Source organism: Hominimerdicola alba (assembly GCF_900109655.1).
Classification (GTDB): Bacteria; Bacillota; Clostridia; order Oscillospirales; family Ruminococcaceae; genus Hominimerdicola; species Hominimerdicola alba_B.
This window is the reverse complement of record NZ_FOAT01000011.1, coordinates 114,084-131,648: the sequence shown is the minus strand read 5'-3', so window position 1 is coordinate 131,648 and position 17,565 is coordinate 114,084. Positions and strand designations below refer to the sequence as shown.

20 protein-coding genes and 1 pseudogene are annotated in these 17,565 nt (G+C 45.1%); 15 read left to right on the top strand and 6 right to left on the bottom strand.

Annotated features, from left to right (window positions below; translation table 11 throughout):
• Positions 1–264, bottom strand: a 264-nt coding sequence (locus BMY75_RS12330) for a transposase (RefSeq protein WP_170844294.1), incomplete at its 3' end; no start/stop codon positions are given.
• A gap of 215 nt (positions 265–479) precedes the next feature.
• On the bottom strand, positions 480–848 hold the full coding sequence (locus BMY75_RS12325; protein WP_074834170.1) for a metal-dependent transcriptional regulator: 369 nt from the start codon (positions 846–848) through the stop codon (positions 480–482).
• 258 nt (positions 849–1,106) lie between these two features.
• Between BMY75_RS12325 and BMY75_RS12320 the strand changes: the two genes are divergently transcribed.
• The 8 genes from BMY75_RS12320 (at position 1,107) to BMY75_RS12285 (ending at position 7,857) form a co-directional block, all read left to right on the top strand.
• The gene (locus BMY75_RS12320) at positions 1,107–1,670 is read left to right on the top strand and encodes a DUF3793 family protein (protein ID WP_074834169.1); all 564 of its coding nucleotides are present in this window, start codon (positions 1,107–1,109) and stop codon (positions 1,668–1,670) included.
• A 28-nt stretch (positions 1,671–1,698) separates the two neighbouring features.
• Entirely contained in the window at positions 1,699–2,103 is a 405-nt protein-coding gene (locus BMY75_RS12315; RefSeq protein ID WP_074834168.1) for a flavodoxin, read from the top strand.
• Positions 2,104–2,313: 210 nt separating this feature from the next.
• Complete coding sequence (locus BMY75_RS12310; protein WP_024857038.1) at positions 2,314–2,526, top strand: FeoA family protein; 213 nt, start codon at positions 2,314–2,316, stop codon at positions 2,524–2,526.
• A gap of 11 nt (positions 2,527–2,537) precedes the next feature.
• A complete protein-coding gene (locus BMY75_RS12305; RefSeq protein ID WP_074834167.1) occupies positions 2,538–2,756 on the top strand; it encodes a FeoA family protein in 219 nt (72 codons plus the stop codon).
• A gap of 56 nt (positions 2,757–2,812) precedes the next feature.
• Positions 2,813–5,224, top strand: a complete 2,412-nt coding sequence (feoB, locus tag BMY75_RS12300; RefSeq protein WP_074834166.1) for a ferrous iron transport protein B — start codon at positions 2,813–2,815, stop codon at positions 5,222–5,224.
• 11 nt (positions 5,225–5,235) lie between these two features.
• On the top strand, positions 5,236–5,412 hold the full coding sequence (locus BMY75_RS12295; RefSeq protein ID WP_074834165.1) for a FeoB-associated Cys-rich membrane protein: 177 nt from the start codon (positions 5,236–5,238) through the stop codon (positions 5,410–5,412).
• Positions 5,413–5,485: 73 nt separating this feature from the next.
• The gene (locus BMY75_RS12290; RefSeq protein ID WP_074834164.1) at positions 5,486–5,785 is read left to right on the top strand and encodes a DUF6110 family protein; all 300 of its coding nucleotides are present in this window, start codon (positions 5,486–5,488) and stop codon (positions 5,783–5,785) included.
• Positions 5,785–7,857, top strand: coding sequence for a heavy metal translocating P-type ATPase (locus BMY75_RS12285; protein ID WP_074834163.1), 2,073 nt, complete (start codon positions 5,785–5,787; stop codon positions 7,855–7,857). Before BMY75_RS12290 ends, BMY75_RS12285 begins: the two co-directional genes overlap by 1 nt.
• Before the next feature lie 63 nt (positions 7,858–7,920).
• Here the strand turns inward: BMY75_RS12285 and BMY75_RS12280 are convergent.
• Positions 7,921–8,187, bottom strand: a pseudogene (locus BMY75_RS12280) (serine O-acetyltransferase); the annotation flags it as partial.
• Positions 8,188–8,509: 322 nt separating this feature from the next.
• Between BMY75_RS12280 and BMY75_RS12275 the strand changes: the two are divergent.
• The 5 genes from BMY75_RS12275 to BMY75_RS12255 all read left to right on the top strand — a co-directional run bounded on the left by BMY75_RS12275 (position 8,510) and on the right by BMY75_RS12255 (position 13,145).
• A complete protein-coding gene (locus BMY75_RS12275; protein ID WP_074834162.1) occupies positions 8,510–9,100 on the top strand; it encodes an MptD family putative ECF transporter S component in 591 nt (196 codons plus the stop codon).
• The gene (locus BMY75_RS12270; protein ID WP_074834161.1) at positions 9,097–9,801 is read left to right on the top strand and encodes an energy-coupling factor transporter transmembrane component T; all 705 of its coding nucleotides are present in this window, start codon (positions 9,097–9,099) and stop codon (positions 9,799–9,801) included. Before BMY75_RS12275 ends, BMY75_RS12270 begins: the two co-directional genes overlap by 4 nt.
• A gap of 5 nt (positions 9,802–9,806) precedes the next feature.
• Positions 9,807–11,306 carry an ABC transporter ATP-binding protein gene (locus BMY75_RS12265; RefSeq protein ID WP_074834160.1) on the top strand — a complete coding sequence of 500 codons (1,500 nt, stop codon included), beginning with the start codon at positions 9,807–9,809 and terminating at the stop codon, positions 11,304–11,306.
• Between the two features lie 235 nt (positions 11,307–11,541).
• Positions 11,542–12,408 carry a creatininase family protein gene (locus tag BMY75_RS12260; RefSeq protein ID WP_074834159.1) on the top strand — a complete coding sequence of 289 codons (867 nt, stop codon included), beginning with the start codon at positions 11,542–11,544 and terminating at the stop codon, positions 12,406–12,408.
• Positions 12,408–13,145 carry a MerR family transcriptional regulator gene (locus tag BMY75_RS12255; RefSeq protein ID WP_074834158.1) on the top strand — a complete coding sequence of 246 codons (738 nt, stop codon included), beginning with the start codon at positions 12,408–12,410 and terminating at the stop codon, positions 13,143–13,145. The genes BMY75_RS12260 and BMY75_RS12255 overlap by 1 nt, the downstream gene beginning before the upstream one ends.
• Before the next feature lie 97 nt (positions 13,146–13,242).
• On the opposite strand, the gene BMY75_RS12250 is transcribed toward BMY75_RS12255, so the two are convergent.
• The 3 genes from BMY75_RS12250 to eno all read right to left on the bottom strand — a co-directional run bounded on the left by BMY75_RS12250 (position 13,243) and on the right by eno (position 16,231).
• Entirely contained in the window at positions 13,243–13,527 is a 285-nt protein-coding gene (locus tag BMY75_RS12250) for a DUF2325 domain-containing protein (RefSeq protein WP_074834157.1), read from the bottom strand.
• A gap of 162 nt (positions 13,528–13,689) precedes the next feature.
• Positions 13,690–14,472: a ZIP family metal transporter gene (locus tag BMY75_RS12245; RefSeq protein WP_074834156.1), complete on the bottom strand. Its 783-nt coding sequence runs from the start codon at positions 14,470–14,472 to the stop codon at positions 13,690–13,692.
• Between the two features lie 457 nt (positions 14,473–14,929).
• The gene (gene eno / locus BMY75_RS12240; RefSeq protein WP_074834155.1) at positions 14,930–16,231 is read right to left on the bottom strand and encodes a phosphopyruvate hydratase; all 1,302 of its coding nucleotides are present in this window, start codon (positions 16,229–16,231) and stop codon (positions 14,930–14,932) included.
• 404 nt (positions 16,232–16,635) lie between these two features.
• On the opposite strand from eno, the gene BMY75_RS12235 reads away from it, so the two are divergent.
• Both BMY75_RS12235 and BMY75_RS12230 read left to right on the top strand, forming a co-directional pair.
• A complete protein-coding gene (locus BMY75_RS12235) occupies positions 16,636–16,884 on the top strand; it encodes a heavy-metal-associated domain-containing protein (RefSeq protein WP_074834154.1) in 249 nt (82 codons plus the stop codon).
• A 39-nt stretch (positions 16,885–16,923) separates the two neighbouring features.
• Entirely contained in the window at positions 16,924–17,535 is a 612-nt protein-coding gene (locus BMY75_RS12230; protein WP_074834153.1) for a GNAT family N-acetyltransferase, read from the top strand.
• Positions 17,536–17,565 lie beyond the last annotated feature (30 nt).

The following is a 17,565-nucleotide window of genomic DNA, read 5'->3' as shown; positions in this document are numbered from 1 at the left end:
CTTACCCATACTGGTACGAAGAGTTTTCTTGCTGTGACCGTTACGACTGTTGTCGGTAGCCTTGTTCTTAACGTCATACGGCTCGTATCCAAGCTCGGAATCAAGCTCTGATTCAAGGCTGCCTTCCATAAATCCGGCAAGTGCCTCCTTGAAAAGTTCTTGAATATCGTCCATGCTCTGAATATTCGCTGCCGAAAGAAAATCACTTATTAGCTCTCTTCTTGCTCGCTGCTCTTCTGTTTCATTTCTTCGTCTTCTGCTCATAATTAAAACCTCCAAAGTAGTGTCTCTTCTATTATACACTACTTCAGAGGTTTACACAAATTTTAGGATAGACTCTCTCATTTGCCTGAACTGATAACCTGATATGCTTTTCACAGGCAATCAGCGCATGATCTACTAACCTCGAGCTTATCATCATCAGGCCTTTACTACGTTTTTTGAATTCTTCTGCTGTCTATTACATTTTTATCTTTTCTTTATTTCTTTGAAAGCACATAATTCACGAACTTATCCATAGTTTCCTCATCAAGCACCGACGAAATCATCATGCTGGCTTCGCCCGCTTTCTTAGGTTCTATCCCCACCTTTGAAGCAAAGAAATCCTGTAATATTACACATGGTGTGAACAGTCCATTCGCTTCACCAACTCCCTTTTGCGTCAGAGATATCTGTCGGTACGGCTCTTTTATTATAAGTTCTTCTTCGATAAGTTTTTTGCACATCTTTACGGCACTCGCCTTGGCAACGTGGAGATAATCAGCAATATCCGTTGTCCTCACACGCTCGCCGTTCTGCCCTAAAAGATAAATAGTAATAAGATATTTTTTCTGCTGTTCTGTCAACATATATACTTCTCCTTTGTGGTTAGACTTTTATAACCATAATATATTATCATTTGCAGATATCAATGTCAATGCTTTGACAATTATCAGTTAGTATTTTCTAACTAAGCTACAAAAAGTTAGGTTAGTTACACCAAACTTTTATTCGTTTCCACAAACTTATCTCACAGATGAATAATATCCTTGACTTTACAAAGAATAGAAAGTATAATATAAGCAGTTGGTTAGTTATTTCTAACCTAAATCTGAAAGGAGAAGCCTATGTATGCTTGTGAAACAAAAAAACTTGAAAATGTACTTGCATTCCACGCAGCGCCTACACTCATGGGGATGAAGTGCGGCAGTCTGCCCACACTTTCTCCGCAGGAATATGACATTGATGAGTTATCACAGCTTTTTGCAGAAGGTTATTTTGGTTCAAGGATAGGCGCTCGGTTCGTCAGCAGGTGTTCTCATCGGACGCTGATCTATGTATATGACAGGCGGCTGCTTGACAAAACGCTGTCCGACAACTCAGTGAGGGAGCTTCTTGCTGAGTACGGTTACGATGTTTCATGGGACAGTGAACAATGTCTTGACCGGCTGTGCGAACGTCTGACAAATAGTGACTTTCCCCATGAAATAGGAGTATTCCTTGGCTACCCGTTGGAGGACGTAAAGGGCTTTATCACAAACTGCGGACAGCGGTGCAAGCTGTGCGGTATGTGGAAGGTATACAGCGACGTTGAACGCGCAAAAGAATTATTTGAATGTTACAGACAGTGCAGGACCAAACTGTGCCAAGAACTTGCACAGGGGCGTTCCTTGCAGGTCTGCGTAGCATAAAAAGTCAGTATCATTGGAGGTAAAACAAATGAAAACAGCAGTAATTTATTGGAGCGGAACAGGCAATACCGAAGCAATGGCAAATGCCGTTGCAGAAGGATCGGGAGTAACCGCTGTTCAGGTATCGTCATTTGAAGGCGATGTGAGCGAATTCGATGCGCTTGCACTGGGCTGCCCTGCTATGGGTGCAGAAGAGCTGGAAGACACTGAATTCGAGCCTTTCTTCTCAGGTATTGAGGGCAAGATAAGCGGCAAGAAGATCGCACTTTTCGGTTCTTACGACTGGGGTGATGGCGAATGGATGCGTCTGTGGGCTGAAAGAGTAAAATCTGCAGGTGCAGAGATAGTTAATGGCGAGGGACTCATCGCAAACAACACCCCCGATGATGAAGCCATTGCAAAGTGCCGCGAGCTTGGTAAAAAGCTTGTGTAAACTTTCCTGTTCATCTTTTTTTCGTGAAGGCTGCCGTTCAAAAACACGGCAGCCTTTCGGTTAGTTATATCTAATAAAATACACGGTTTGCTTTGGCTAACTCTATGTTTAACACGACAAAGTGAGCTTAATAATATTGACTTTTGTGAGTTAGTGATGTATAATTTAATCAAAAGTTAGGTAGTTCTAACCATCATAAAGGAGGTAAATATGATGCCGTTGGTATCTGCAAACGCAGGCGAAAGCTACACTATCGCACGCATCGGAGGAACGAATGAAGTCCGCAAGCATTTAGAGGACTTGGGGTTTGCCGTTGGGGGAAAAGTTACGGTGATATCCGTCATGGCGGGTAATCTCATAGTTAATGTCAAGGAAACGAGAGTGGCAGTCAGCCGCGAATTAGCTATGAAAATAATGGTTTAGGGGGAGAAGATATGACACTGAGAGATGCAAAGATAGGTGATACCGTAACCGTGAAAAAGCTTACGGGAGAGGGTGCTGTCAAGCGCAGGATAATGGATATGGGACTGACGAAAGGAACTTCTGTTACCATTCGTAAAGTCGCGCCGCTGGGTGACCCGATAGAAGTAACCGTCAGAGGTTATGAGCTTTCTATCCGCAAAGCTGATGCGGAAATGGTCGAGATAATTTGACCATATATTTTTTGCACACAAGTTAGTTTAATCTAAAATTTTTAGGAGGAAGAATTATGAGTATCAAAATAGCGCTGGCGGGCAACCCGAACTGCGGTAAGACCACGCTTTTCAATGCGCTGACAGGCTCTAACCAGTTCGTGGGCAACTGGCCGGGCGTAACTGTGGAGAAAAAAGAGGGTAAGCTGAAAAAGCACAGCGATGTTATCGTCACCGATCTGCCGGGTATTTATTCGCTTTCACCCTACACGCTAGAAGAAGTTGTGGCGAGAAACTATCTGATAGATGAGAAGCCCGATGTTATACTTAATATCATCGACGGTACGAATCTGGAGAGAAATCTCTATCTGACAACACAGCTGACAGAACTTGGAATACCCGTTGTCTGCGCCGTGAATATGATGGATGTAGTCAATAAGAATGGTGATAAGATAAATATTTCAAAGCTGTCCGAAGCAATAGGCTGCAAGGTCGTTGAGATCTCGGCTCTGAAAAATGAGGGTGTTTCCGAAGCAGCCGAAGCCGCAATATCTGCGGCTGACACAAAGCACGACGGACCCGTACATCGCTTTGACGCGGCTATCGAACACGCTCTTGCACATATCGAAGAAGCCTGCGTCCATGATCTGCCGGAAGATCAGCAGAGGTGGTACGCTATAAAGCTGTTTGAGCGGGACGATAAAGTCATCGAAAAGCTGGGCATCAAGGGTGAAAAGCTGGCACATATAAACAAGGATATCGAAAAGGTGGAAAAAGAGCTGGACGATGACAGCGAGTCCATAATCACCAACGAGCGCTACAACTACATTTCAAGTATAATCGACAGCTGTCTTGTTAAAAAGAACAAGGGAGCATTAAGCTCTTCGGACAAGATAGACAGAGTTGTTACCAATCGCTGGCTTGGTCTGCCCATATTTGCGGCTATAATGTTCGCAGTGTACTGGATAGCTATGGTGGGCGTGGGCGCACCGCTTACCGACTTCACCAATGATAATATCTTCGGTGAGGACGGTTTCCACCTCTTTGGCAAAGGTACAGCTGAATACGAGGACGCAGCCGAGGAATACGCTGACGCACAGCTGATTATCGACGGCTATGATGCTTACGTTGAAGCAAACGGAACACCTGCAGACGAGTTTACATACGAGGTCGAGGACGAGGAGACCCTCGAAATCTCGGAAGAGACAGCGACTATCGCGGACTACGAAGAAGCTCTCGCCACCGTTGAAAAAATAGGCGACGAGCCTGATCCCGCTGACTACGGCTGGTATGTTCCTCCCGTTCCTGCCCTTGCTGAAAAGGTACTTGACAAAGCAGGTGCGGCAGCGTGGCTGAAAGGTCTTATCATTGACGGTATCATCGCGGGATGCGGTGCTGTACTGGGATTTGTTCCCCAGATGCTGGTGCTGTTCCTGATGCTTGCGTTCCTTGAAGCCTGCGGATATATGTCACGAATAGCATTTGTACTGGACAGAGTTTTCCGCAAATTCGGTCTTTCGGGCAAGAGCTTCATACCCATGCTTGTGGGAGTTGGCTGCGGCGTTCCCGGAATAATGGCGAGCCGTACTATCGAAAACGAGCGTGACCGCCGTATGACAATAATGACCACCACATTCATTCCCTGCGGTGCGAAAGTTCCTTTCATCGCCATGATAGCGGGCGCTATCTTCGGCGGTTCTGCATGGGTGGCTACATCCGCATATTTCATCGGCATGGCGGCTATCATAATCTCCGGCATCATGCTGAAAAAGACAAAGATGTTTGCTGGCGACCCTGCACCTTTCGTAATGGAGCTTCCTGCATACCATCTGCCCACCGTCAAGAACGTTCTCCGCTCCATGTGGGAACGCGGCTGGTCTTTCATCAAAAAGGCAGGTACCGTTATACTGATCTCGCAGGTAGTTGTTTGGTTCACAAGCAGATTCGGCTTTGTTGACGGCAGCTTCGGTATGCTGGAGGAAGACGAACTCAGCGCTTCCATACTCGCAAAGATAGGCAGCACTATCGCTTGGATATTCACACCTCTCGGCTGGGGCAACTGGCAGGCAGCTGTTGCATCCATCACGGGACTTGTGGCAAAGGAAAACATCGTCGGCACAATGGGTACTCTCTACGGCGGCGGAGACAAGACTGTTTGGCAGGAGCTGGCTGTTCAGTTCACGGGAATCACAGGATATTCCTTCCTGGTGTTCAACCTGCTGTGCGCACCATGCTTCGCAGCTATCGGTGCTATCAAGCGTGAGATGAACAACGCCAAGTGGACATGGTTCGCTATTGGCTATCAGTGCGGATTTGCTTATGCGATCGCATTGATGATAAACCAGTTCGGCGGACTGTTCACAGGCAGCGCAAATATCATAGGTGTGATATTCGCAGCAGCTGTACTGGCTGGCATGATATATATGTTAGTAAGACCCTACAAGGAAGCGACCAAGCTGACGTCAAAACTGGCAGTCGGCAAGGCATAAGGAGGTAAATTATGACAGTGTGGCTCAGTGAAAATATCGGAAATATCATCGTCATCACGATAGTTGTGGTTATACTCGCACTGGCTCTGCGGTCGGTCATCAAAGACAGATTGTCGGGCAAAGGCGGCTGCGGGTGCGGCTGTGCGAACTGTGCTATGCACGGCAAGTGCCATACTGCTAAGAAATAATGTTAAGGTATGTTCGGGGGAGGAAACTCTCCCGTTCATCATATTAAGTTCTGTATAGAAAGGAAGTATCACTATGTCAATTTGGGTCAAAGCAGGATTATTCGTTGGAGGTATGGCAGCAAGTACGCTGGGTGTAAAGCTGCTGACAAGCAAGACCGCCAAGAAAGTTTATTCTCACACAACAGCGGCAGTTATCCGCGGTAAAGACTGTGTAATGGAGGGCGTTACAAAGGTACGCGAGGGCTGTGATGATATCGTTGCTGACGCTAAGTACATCAACGAAAAGCGTGCCGACGAGGATATTATCGACATCATCGAGGACTGCGCCGACACCGCTGATGAAGAATTTTCGGACGAGGAGAAGAAAGACTGATGAAATGTCAGATACTCCACAGTTCCCGTAACCGCCTGCGTATACATATCATGCGTTCACACATGACTCTCCGTCAGGCGGATATGCTGGAATACTATCTGCGTGCAAAGCCCTATGTCACAGATGTAAAGGTCTATGACCGCACAGGTGATGCGGTTATAATCTTCACTGACAAAGCACAAGTGATACGGGCTCTCTCGCTGTTTTCCTACACTGACAATAAGACTGCCGCCCTTGTCCCCGAGCATACAGGCAGAGAGCTTGACCGCGAATTCGAGGACAAGCTGTTCTTCATGCTGGCAAGGCGGTACATATTCAGGCGGCTGATTCCTGCACCGCTGAGAATGGTGCTGTCGGTCATCAAGGCGGCGAAATACGTCCGAGAAGCGCTTATCTCTCTGTCAAAGGGTAAGATCGAAGTCAGCCTGCTGGATGCTGTTGCCATAACGGTATCCCTCATAAGGCGCGATCACAAGACGGCTTCAAGCGTTATGTTCATGCTGGGTCTGGGCGAACTTTTAGAGGACTGGACACACAAAAAGTCAGTTGATGATCTGGCAAGAACAATGTCGCTTGGCGTGGAAAAAGTATGGCTGAAAACAGGCGAAAGCGAAATGCTGGTACCTATCAAGGATATCAGCGAGGGCGATGAGATAATCGTCCGCACAGGCAGCATGATACCGCTTGACGGCAAAGTCATCTCGGGTGAAGCTGAGGTCAATCAGGCTACACTGACAGGTGAAGCGCTCGCAGTTCACAAGTCTGCGGGAAGCTATGCATATGCAGGCACGGTAGTCGAGCAGGGCAGCTGTGTCATTCAGGTTGATAAACTCACAGGCAGCGGCAAGTATGACCGCATAGTCAAGATGATAGAGGAGAGTGAAAAACTCAAATCCGAAGTCGAGAGCCGTGCGGCACATCTTGCAGACAAGCTGGTGCCCTACTGCCTTGGCGGAACACTGCTGACATATCTGCTGACGAGAAATGCCACAAAAGCGATATCAATACTCATGGTGGATTTCTCCTGCGCTCTGAAACTGGCTATGCCTATATCGGTAATATCGGCTATGCGCGAGGGTCAGACTTACGGCATGACGATCAAGGGCGGAAAGTTCCTTGAAGCGGTTGCAGATGCTGATACCATCATTTTCGACAAAACAGGAACGCTCACACACTCCGAGCCAAAGGTAGCTAAGATTATCACATTCGGCGAGAACGATGAAGACGAAGCACTGCGGCTTGCGGCGTGTCTTGAAGAACACTACCCACACTCCATCGCCAATGCAGTAGTAAAGGCGGCAAGCGACAGAGGTCTTGTTCACGAGGAACTCCACAGCGAGGTCGAGTATGTTGTCGCTCACGGAATAGCTAGCTCAGTTAGTGGCGTAAAGGTGGTGCTGGGCAGCTATCACTTTGTGTTTGAGGACGAGGGATGTACTCTCCCCGAAAACGAAGAAGATAAGTTCGACAGTTTGCCTGGTGAGTATTCGCACCTGTTCCTTGCAGTGGACGGAGTGCTTGCGGCGGTGATATGCATTGAAGACCCCATACGCGATGAAGCAAAGGAAGTCCTTTCACAGCTGAAAAACTTAGGCATCAGCAAGATAGTCATGATGACGGGAGACAGCGAGCGAACAGCAAAAGCAGTTGCAGAAAAGGTGGGCGTTGACGAGTATTATGCCGAAGTTCTTCCCGAAGATAAAGCAGAATATGTCCGCCAAGAAAAAGCAAACGGCAGAAAAGTCATCATGATAGGTGACGGAGTGAATGACTCGCCCGCCCTATCCGAAGCTGATGCAGGTATTGCAATAAGCAGCGGTGCAGCCATCGCAAGAGAGGTGGCAGATATCACCATATCAGCCGATGACATTACCTGCCTTGTTACCCTGCGGCAGCTTTCGGGTGCTTTGATGAAGCGCATAAACTCTAATTACCGAACCATAATCGGGTTCAATTTCTCCCTTATGGTGCTGGGCGCTACGGGAGTGATCGCTCCGACTACATCAGCACTTCTGCACAATTCATCTACCCTCGCTATATCACTTGCTAGTATGAGAAATTATCTTAAATAGCAACAGACCGCTTTTCAGATCATTCCGAAAGGCGGTCTATTATTTTATGTATCTTTTTTACCCCTATATCATATAGAACCACGAATTTTCATCGGAGTCATCTGTTCTTTCAACCGCTTTTGAAGATACGTAATCATAATGAAGCTCACGACTCTTCACGCTGACCTTTGCTCCCTCGGGTACAGAGCGGGTTATAAAGGCATTTCCACCGATAACAGCATTCTTACCTATGACAGTATTTCCACCGAGGATCGAAGCGCCTGAATATATAGTAACATTGTCCTCGATAGTTGGATGACGCTTTTTATTTTTGAGTTGCTGTCCACCCCTTCACTCATAATGTTTTTACTCTCCTTATTCCATGTGATTTTAGTTAGTAAGCGTTAACCGTATTATATCATCATCCAAGCAATAAATCAACCGACTATTTAGCAGAAAGTAAACAGCGTTTATTTTAAAATTTGTCTGATTTACATAATTAGGTTTGTTTATGCAAACTAATGGTATCAATGTACAAGGTATATCCATTCACATTCATAAAATTTTCATTAACACATTAGTTGACATATTTCAAGCCATGTGCTATAATATCAGGGTTAGCAAAAACTAATCTGATTAGTGTTAACTAATTCTAACTTTCGGAGGTATCGTTATGAAGGAAAAAAAGCTTAAACCAAAAGATTTTATCACCGTCGGCATATTTACCGCTCTGCTGTTCGTCGTAGAATTTGCGTGCGGAATGCTGGGATTCATACACCCATATGTAGTTGCATCATATGTGGTGCTGATACCCATAGTCGGGTCGATCCCAATGATGCTTTTCTACACAAAAGTAGAGAAATTCGGCATGATAACGCTGATGTCAGTACTCGTTGCCATAATAATGTTCGCAACAGGTATGGGATGGCTCGGCGCTCCATTGATCATTATTTCCGGTCTGATAGCCGACCTCATAGCCAAAAAAGGAAATTACAAAAGCTTCAAGTCAACAGTGCTGAGTCATGGAATTTTCTGCCTGTGGATATGTGCCAACTATTTCCCCGTGATAGTAACAGCCAAAAGCTACCGCAAAAACCTGATAGACGGCGGATATTCAGCAGAATACTGTGACTCGCTTTTCCGTGCCATAAACAGCAAGACAATTTTCGTTCTGCTGATACTTTGCGTTATTTTCGGTATGATCGGTGCATTCGTTGGTAAAGCTGTCGTAAGAAAGCACTTTGAAAAAGCAGGTATAGTATGAGAGGGATATATCTTGACCCAAGAACAAAGCTGTTCATGATATTCGTAGTATCGCTTATAGTTATGTCAAATGCGGTAACTCCACTTGAATGGACAATTCGTATTCTTCTGACAGCGATACCCGTATTTCTGCTGATAACAGAGGGCAAGTACGCTTCAGCATTGCGTTTCACTGCGATGTACGCTGTATCACTTATCCTGATGAGATCATTCATATCAGAAGATTCCAAAGGACTGCTGTCAGCCTTACTTGTAGGCTACTGCGGTATCGTCGTGCAATTCCTGCCCGCGATGATAACAGCATGGTATGTTATCAAAACAACAAAGATAGGCGAATTCATGTCAGCTATGCAGAAAATGCACGTTCCCGACGGTATTTCCGTATCCTTGGCAGTAGTTATGAGGTTCTTTCCAACTATCAAAGAAGAATATGGCTCTATCAGAGATGCAATGAAAATGAGGGGCATCTCATTTGGCGGCGGAAAGTTATCGGGTATGATCGAGTATCGAATGATACCTCTTATGTTTTCCTGTGTGAATATAGGTGATGAACTTTCTGCGGCTGCTGTCACAAGGGGACTGGGTGCTCCTATAAAACGAACAAGTGCGTATGAACTCAGATTAAGCACTCGCGACATTGCAGTAATGGCAGTATTTACATTGAGCGCATGCTTGTTCATAGGCGCGAAGATCATCGGGTGAAAAAAATGATAAATATAGAAGTTCAGAATTTTAGTTATAAAGGTTCTGCTTCCGCAGGTCTGCATGATATCTCGCTGCATATCAAAGACGGAGAAACCGTGCTTCTTTGTGGCGCTTCAGGCTGCGGAAAAACAACGGTTCTTCGTCTTATAAACGGTCTTATCCCCCACTACTACCGTGGCGAACTAAACGGAAGAATCACCGTAAACGGCATAGATATCCCCTCAGCCGAACTTTACGACCTTGCCAGCATTGTAGGGACTGTTTTTCAGAATCCGAGAAGTCAGTTTTTCTCGGTCGATACCGACGGTGAGATAACCTTCGGAACAGAGAATATCGGAATAGACCCAGATGAGATTCTAAAAAGAAAATCCGAGGTAGTAAACGAACTCGAACTGAAACCTCTGCTCGGGAAAAGTCTTTTTGAACTCTCGGGGGGTGAAAAACAGAAAATAGCCTGCGCAGGTGTATCAGCTTTGATGCCGGATGTTATGCTGCTTGACGAACCATCATCAAATCTTGACTGGAAAGCCATCGAAGAACTGAAAAAAGTCATCAAGCACTGGAAAGCAAAAGGTAAAACGATTATAATTTCCGAACACAGGCTATGGTATCTCAAAAACCTTATCGACCGTGTCATCTATATGAAAGACGGCAGGATAGAAAAGGAATGGAACAAAGCTGGATTTAACAGTCTCACTTCCGATGAACTGTGCGCTCTCGGCCTTCGTCCTACGGAAATTGAAGAAAAGTACATAGAAGAGTTCGGAAGAGGGATATTCTCAACTGAAAACATCCATCCCTGCTCCACCTTAAGTTCAGAAAGCAGGATAACCCTCAAAGATATGTTCTTCACCTACAAGCCGCAAAAGTATTTCATCAAAAAGAAAAAACTCAATGCAGCCGATTCGGCAGATTATACCCTTGCTATCCCCGAACTTGAAATACCGCGGGGAAAAGTCATAGGACTTATCGGTAAAAACGGTGCAGGAAAATCTACTTTTCTAAGATGTCTCTGCGGACTTGAAAAAGACTGTACTCTCCGTTTGACATCTGACGAAGAGACAGTATCGGGTAGGAAAATACTGAAAAAATGCTACATGGTCATGCAGGATGTAAACCATCAGCTTTTCACCGACAGCGTTGAAGCAGAAGTAATGCTTTCAATGGATAATGAAGACAAAGACCAAGCTGCTAAGATAATTGCCGAACTTGGTCTGGCGGGCTATGAAAATACTCATCCTATGGCACTTTCAGGCGGACAGAAACAGCGTGTGGCAATAGCATCAGCTCTCGCAGCAAATGCCGAGATACTTCTTTTCGATGAACCCACCTCCGGTCTTGACCATGCACATATGACTTCAGTTGCAGATCTTCTTACAGAACTTGCCAAAAAAGGCCGAACGATCATCGTATCGACCCATGACCCAGAGCTTATTTCACTCTGCTGCGATCACATATTATGTCTGGAAAAAGGCAGGTTGAAATACATGAGAAAATGCTGAAACGAAATGTCTCCGATGCTTTACAGCAAAGGGGACTTTTTTACGCCATATTGACATTCGGCAGTATAAGTGATATAATTCCGTAAGAAAAAATATACCGAATGCAGAAATACTCTGCTAATCCACATAATATTCCGCAACAGAAAATATGTATTCTATTAATATATTATCCATTGACTCTGTCTTAACGGCAGGGTGTATTATCTATCCATACCAAAGAAACGGAGGATAATATATGAGAGATCTTAGTTTGCTTACATGGTCTGAGGTCATGGATATCAACAAAAGAAAAAGCTTAGTGTTTATCGTTATTGCACCGATAGAGGAACACGGAACACACCTTCCGCTTTCAACGGATATCATCGAAGGCGAGTACTGGAGCAAAGGTGCTATGTGTGTGCTTGAACGAAGGCTCGGGATAGATTGCTTTTATCTGCCGACTTTTCCTGTGGCGGCAGCTTCGGTAAACGAGTTCTACGGGTCGATACACTTCCCGATGAAAACGGTCTGTGATGTGACATTTGCTGTCCTCGAAAGCATATGCTTTATGGGGTTTTGGAACATTATCGTTATAGCTTCCCACGCAGACCCTCAGCATCAGATCGCAGTAGAGAAAGCTGTGCGTAAGATCAACAAAAGACACGGGCTTTGTGCTATCGCTCCAATGGGACAGATATTCATGGGAGTATCGTCAGAAAAGTCAGGCAAACTAAAAACTATGGAGAAAGAACACGGCAGCGATTTCCACGCAGGCTGGATAGAAACGTCGAGTTTTCTTGACATTGACCCGAGATATGTAAGGGTGGGTTATCGTGAACTGGCTGATTCCGTGATAACCGAAAAAGATATGATATCCCGAAAACGACAGCTTGCGGCAATGGGCAAATACGGCTATATAGGAGCACCGAGGTTTTCATCTGCGGAATTGGGCAAAGACCTGAATGATGACTGTATCGCTGCGATCTGCGACGCAGCCGAGAAGTTCTTCAACAGGGACGGATATCAAAAATATTGGCATTACAGTCTTTACAATATATTACCTCTGCATTTGGGTTTCTTACCAATTGCAGGCAGAGTCCACAGGAAGAAGGTGACGGGATAATGTATACCAGAGGACAGTTCGCCGTTATGGGCAGCGTCGGCATAAAGGCACTTCGGCTTTATCATGAGGAAGGACTGCTTGTGCCCGCATATATCAACAAAGAAAACGGCTATCACTTTTATGAAGAAAAGCAGCTTGCTGTATTGCAAAAGATAAAGAATTACAGAAAGATAGGAATGTCGCTTTTCGAGATCAGGCAGATACTTGACGGTATGGCAGACGAAGCAGAGATAATCGAAAGCAAGATCAACGAGACCGATCGACTTCTCAGCGAGATGAAAGCATACAAAAAAGAAACGGAGTATGACGATACTGAAACAAACGCAGAACAGATCGACTGCAAGCCATTCGGCAAGTGCAGATGTATTTTCGTCCGCGAGAACACTGAAAGAGAGAACCTCGGAATGTCGGTCGGGAAACTGTACGAAAGAGCCGCCCGTGAGGGAATAACTATTGCCGGGGCTCACTTTGTTATCTTCGACAAGCTTGATACAGATGACAGTTTCAACATGACTACCTTTCTTCCGGTATCAAATTATACAGGCGAGAACGTTTTAGAAGTATACGAAGAAAACTGCATACATATCAATTTCAAGGGTGGTTTCTCCAAAGTCAGCAAAGCCCATCAGATGCTTAGAAAATATGCCGAAGAGAATTCGATAAAACCGACAGAACGCATATATGAGGTATATAACAAAGATATGTCAGTAGATGTGTATTATAGTAAACGACATTGAAATTGCTGCTTACTATACTCTGCGGACAGATAACATTTTACATTTTTTTACGACAAAAAAGTCACGGACACCGCAGTATCCGTGACTTTTTAATTGTCTATCTGCAGTCGTACTCAGAAAGCAGATTTTTCAACGCACTCACACTTGACGTATGCAAATGCCTCACGGGTGTACCCGATTTCTCGGTATGCTTTTTGACACCGCCAAGCATTTTATGGGAACAAGTTCCCGTGAATACTATCACCAGGTCGGGCTGACCTATCTTGTTCTCAAAATCCGCAGGCATCTGAGTAAATACCTTAGATTTACATTTGTATGACTTACAGATGTCCTGGTACCTTGTTGCCATGCGGTCATTACCGCCTACTATAACTACGCTCATTTTTATTCCTTTCTACAATTAGTCTAAACTAACCTCGCATCAAACAAAAGTGGTTAGGCATCACTAACCATAATTATTATATCATATATAAGAGTGTTTGTCAATAGGTTTTCAGCTATTAAAGTGAGTAAACAAACAAGATTTTTATACACACATGATCATTCATCCCAGCGCAACATCAAGCGCCATCATCAGAGTAAATCCAAGCGAGAACATCAGCACGCCGATGTTTGAATGTTCACCTTCGGACATTTCGGGGATAAGCTCCTCCACCACCACATATATCATCGCACCCGCCGCGAAGCTCAGCAGATACGGCATCGCAGGCAGTATAAGTCCCGCAAACAATATTGTAAGCACAGCACCTATCGGCTCGACAACTCCCGAAAGAACGCCGTCCGCAAAGGCTTTGCACTTGCTTTTGCCCTCTGCATGAAGCGGCATGGATATTATAGCACCCTCAGGGAAATTCTGTATCGCAATACCCAGCGCAAGTGCGAATGCTCCGCCTGAATTTATATCCCCCGTGCCCGATACAAGCCCCGCATACACGATCCCTACAGCCATTCCTTCGGGGATATTATGCAGTGTCACTGCAAGCACCATCATGGTAGTGCGTGCAAGCCGCGATGGTATACCCTCAGCTTTCTCGGCATTCATATGAAGATGCGGAATGATCGTATCGAGAAGAAGCAGGAAAAGCACTCCGCACCAGAAGCCAATGACCGCAGGCAGGAATGACAGTTTTCCCATATTTTCCGACTGCTCCATCGCCGGTATTATCAGGCTCCATATGGAAGCGGCAGTCATAACACCTGCCGCGAAGCCTGTTAGAGCACGCTGTACTCCTTTTCCGAGGTTTTTCTTCATAAACAGCACACAGCCCGAACCTAGAGCCGTGCCCGTAAATGGCAGCGCAAGTCCCAAAATTATTTCCTGTGTCATAGTATTACTTAAACCTTTCTTATGTAAAAATCGCACCTGTCAATACCCTAGCAGTATGCCTGATCATAAGTCATGAACGCCTTACAGGTGATATTCATCTCAGCCGAAGAGATCAATCTTTCGAGTCGATTAGCAAAAACTAACCGCAGAACAATTATAGCATACTCCTCCCCAAATGTCAAATATACTTATAATACACACAACGATCTTGTTTTTATAGCAGCTTTGTAGTACTTCCCAATTTTTGTTGAATTACAAAACACTCGAAATCTCTCAATAACGAAGATACTCTGCTGCGATAACAAAGAAATAGCTTCACTGTATCTTATCCCCACGAGAATAACTGTGTTCTTCTCGAAGGTGCTTGCACTGAAAAAACGTGGAATAATATAGAAAGGAAAAGTGACAGCAACCGTAGATCAACTGCTGTCACTTTATTTATAAGGAAGTGATATGGTTATTTCTTCACATTGAATGCGCCCATCTGAGGATAGCAAGCAGCACCGCCAAGCTGTTCTTCAATGCGCAGAAGCTGGTTGTACTTAGCTACACGCTCGCTTCTGCTGGGTGCGCCTGTCTTTATCTGGCAGGTGTTGAGTGCAACTGCAAGATCAGCTATCGTTGTATCAGCTGTCTCGCCTGAACGATGTGAGGATATCGCAGTATATCCTGCCTTGTGTGCCATCTTGATAGCTTCCAGAGTCTCGGAAACAGAGCCTATCTGGTTTAGCTTGATAAGTATGGAGTTGCCCGCGCCAAGCTGTATGCCCTTTGCAAGACGCTCGGTATTTGTAACGAAGAGGTCGTCACCAACAAGCTGTACCTTGTGACCTATCTGCTTAGTCATCTTCACCCAGCCGTCCCAGTCTTCCTCGTCAAGACCATCCTCAATTGAGATTATTGGGTACTTGTCAACAAGTGCTTCCCAGTGGGCAATAAGCTCGTCGGAGGTGAACTCTTTTCCGCTCTTGGGCTGCTTATAGAAGCCCTTGCCCTTTTCGCTCTTCCATTCGGAGGAAGCCGCATCCATAGCTATCTTGAAATCCTTGCCGGGCTCGAAACCTGCTTTCTTAACAGCTTCCAGTATCTTCTCGATTGCTTCCTCGTCGCTCTTCAGATTATTGGGAGCAAAGCCGCCCTCATCGCCCACAGCGGTAACATCGCCCATCTCCTTCAGCAGAGATTTAAGAGCGTGGAAGACCTCAGCGCACCAGCGCAGACCCTCTTTGAAAGTGGGCGCACCAACAGGCATTATCATGAACTCCTGAGTATCAACAGCGCTGTCAGCATGAGCACCGCCGTTCAAAATATTCATCATGGGTACGGGGAGCTTGGTTCCCTGAATACCACCGAGGAATCTGTAAAGAGGAATATCCAGTGAGGTTGCCGCAGCCCTTGCGCAAGCGATGGATACTGCGAGTATAGCGTTAGCACCCAGCTTTGACTTATCCTTTGTGCCATCTGCACGTATCATAGCACCGTCGATAGCATAAATATCCGAAGCATCCATACCCTTGATGGCATCTGCAATAACGGTGTTGATGTTCTCAACAGCCTTCTGTACGCCCTTGCCAAGATATCTGCCCTTGTCACCATCACGAAGTTCCAGTGCTTCAAACTCACCAGTGGAAGCACCTGAGGGTGCAGTTCCTCTTGCAACAGTACCGTCAGCGAGAGTAATCTCAGCTTCAACTGTAGGATTTCCACGGGAATCGAGTATTTCTCTGCCCACTACCTTTTCGATCTCTAAATAATCCATATCTGTTCTCCATTCTGCCTATTGGCATTTATTTAACGTGATCACTCACATTATTGACGCGCAGACCCGAAGTATTCAAATGCCCTATCGCACAAGGCTTCCGAAAGGGGTCTGCAATGATCTATTTGCAGTTAGTGTTCGCTAACCAAAATAATTATATCACAGCTCCCCTTCCCTGTCAATAGCTCAAACCGCGTCATTAGTACCGATTATAAAACGTTAAAATCCCGAAAAAATGTACTAAGATACGATATTTCGTATGCCCCTTGACATTGACCGAAGGATGTGTTATACTGTGGTTAGTTGTAACTAATTATTTAAGCGGCATCATGCTGCTTTTCTTCCGAAGCAGAGTTAGCTTTAGCTAATTCGATCATTTCTATGAATGAAAGGTCAGATAAACAATGTATAGAACAACAGTTAAAATAGACGGTATGATGTGCAGTATGTGCGAGTCACACATCAACGATGCTATACGCCGCAAAATTGAGATCAAAAAGGTAACATCTTCACACAAGAAAGGTGAAACTGTTATCATCAGCAATAGTTCCCTCACCCGTGAGGAGATCGATGCTACACTTGCTGACAGCGGTTACAAGGTGACAGGCTTTGTGTGTGGGACATACGAGAAAAAAGGTTTGTTCCGTAGGTAAGTAATTTGACGCAATTTTATATAAAAGGAGAATAATGATATGAAAAAAATCAAAGCCCTTACCGAAAGCAGACTGAACGAAATATCGGCTATGATCGGCGAATCATTCTGGGACTATCCATATGAGGAGGGAGAGGGCGGACTAAAGCCATTTTTCCCTAACAAGCAGGCAATGTCTGACTATATGAAAACACTTGTAGTTGCAGGAATTGAAAGCGGTACTTTTTACAGTACTGACGGAGACGAAGGATATATTCTTATCACCGATACCGAGGGTAATCATCCCGGTTTCTTTAGCATCATACGCATGATGAGAGGTATGAAAACAGCTATTGGCGGCTGGAAAAAGCTGTTTGCGTTTTTAAAGGCAGCTAACTGCGGTGATGAAACGCTGGAACAGCATCTAAAGAAAAAAAAGCAGAAGTATATTAAAGTTGAAATGCTGATCGTAACTAAAGAACATCAGGGACAGGGCTATATGCGAAAGCTGCTGACTTATGCTTTTAAAATAGCTGAAAAAAAGAACTGCCCATGCATTCTTGACACAGATGCAAAGGGTAAGTGCGAGAGATACAAACACCTTGGTATGAAGCTTGAGAAAACACGATACGTTGCCGGTGCAAAAATCTATGATCTGATATGGAGACCTTGAGCTTATTTTTTCAGGGAAACCATACAAACA

Excerpts from the sequence above, each read along its gene's own strand:
- BMY75_RS12320 (WP_074834169.1), top strand. The coding sequence starts at position 1,107 with ATGTATGCTTGTGAAACAAAAAAACTTGAAAATGTACTTGCATTCCAC.
- BMY75_RS12325 (WP_074834170.1), bottom strand. The coding sequence starts at position 848 with ATGTTGACAGAACAGCAGAAAAAATATCTTATTACTATTTATCTTTTA.
- BMY75_RS12265 (WP_074834160.1), top strand. The coding sequence starts at position 9,807 with ATGATAAATATAGAAGTTCAGAATTTTAGTTATAAAGGTTCTGCTTCC.
- BMY75_RS12310 (WP_024857038.1), top strand. The coding sequence starts at position 2,314 with ATGATGCCGTTGGTATCTGCAAACGCAGGCGAAAGCTACACTATCGCA.
- BMY75_RS12245 (WP_074834156.1), bottom strand. The coding sequence starts at position 14,472 with ATGACACAGGAAATAATTTTGGGACTTGCGCTGCCATTTACGGGCACG.
- eno (WP_074834155.1), bottom strand. The coding sequence starts at position 16,231 with ATGGATTATTTAGAGATCGAAAAGGTAGTGGGCAGAGAAATACTCGAT.
- BMY75_RS12230 (WP_074834153.1), top strand. The coding sequence starts at position 16,924 with ATGAAAAAAATCAAAGCCCTTACCGAAAGCAGACTGAACGAAATATCG.
- BMY75_RS12295 (WP_074834165.1), top strand. The coding sequence starts at position 5,236 with ATGACAGTGTGGCTCAGTGAAAATATCGGAAATATCATCGTCATCACG.
- BMY75_RS12235 (WP_074834154.1), top strand. The coding sequence starts at position 16,636 with ATGTATAGAACAACAGTTAAAATAGACGGTATGATGTGCAGTATGTGC.
- BMY75_RS12305 (WP_074834167.1), top strand. The coding sequence starts at position 2,538 with ATGACACTGAGAGATGCAAAGATAGGTGATACCGTAACCGTGAAAAAG.
- BMY75_RS12255 (WP_074834158.1), top strand. The coding sequence starts at position 12,408 with ATGTATACCAGAGGACAGTTCGCCGTTATGGGCAGCGTCGGCATAAAG.
- BMY75_RS12315 (WP_074834168.1), top strand. The coding sequence starts at position 1,699 with ATGAAAACAGCAGTAATTTATTGGAGCGGAACAGGCAATACCGAAGCA.
- BMY75_RS12285 (WP_074834163.1), top strand. The coding sequence starts at position 5,785 with ATGAAATGTCAGATACTCCACAGTTCCCGTAACCGCCTGCGTATACAT.
- BMY75_RS12260 (WP_074834159.1), top strand. The coding sequence starts at position 11,542 with ATGAGAGATCTTAGTTTGCTTACATGGTCTGAGGTCATGGATATCAAC.
- BMY75_RS12270 (WP_074834161.1), top strand. The coding sequence starts at position 9,097 with ATGAGAGGGATATATCTTGACCCAAGAACAAAGCTGTTCATGATATTC.
- BMY75_RS12290 (WP_074834164.1), top strand. The coding sequence starts at position 5,486 with ATGTCAATTTGGGTCAAAGCAGGATTATTCGTTGGAGGTATGGCAGCA.
- feoB (WP_074834166.1), top strand. The coding sequence starts at position 2,813 with ATGAGTATCAAAATAGCGCTGGCGGGCAACCCGAACTGCGGTAAGACC.
- BMY75_RS12275 (WP_074834162.1), top strand. The coding sequence starts at position 8,510 with ATGAAGGAAAAAAAGCTTAAACCAAAAGATTTTATCACCGTCGGCATA.
- BMY75_RS12250 (WP_074834157.1), bottom strand. The coding sequence starts at position 13,527 with ATGAGCGTAGTTATAGTAGGCGGTAATGACCGCATGGCAACAAGGTAC.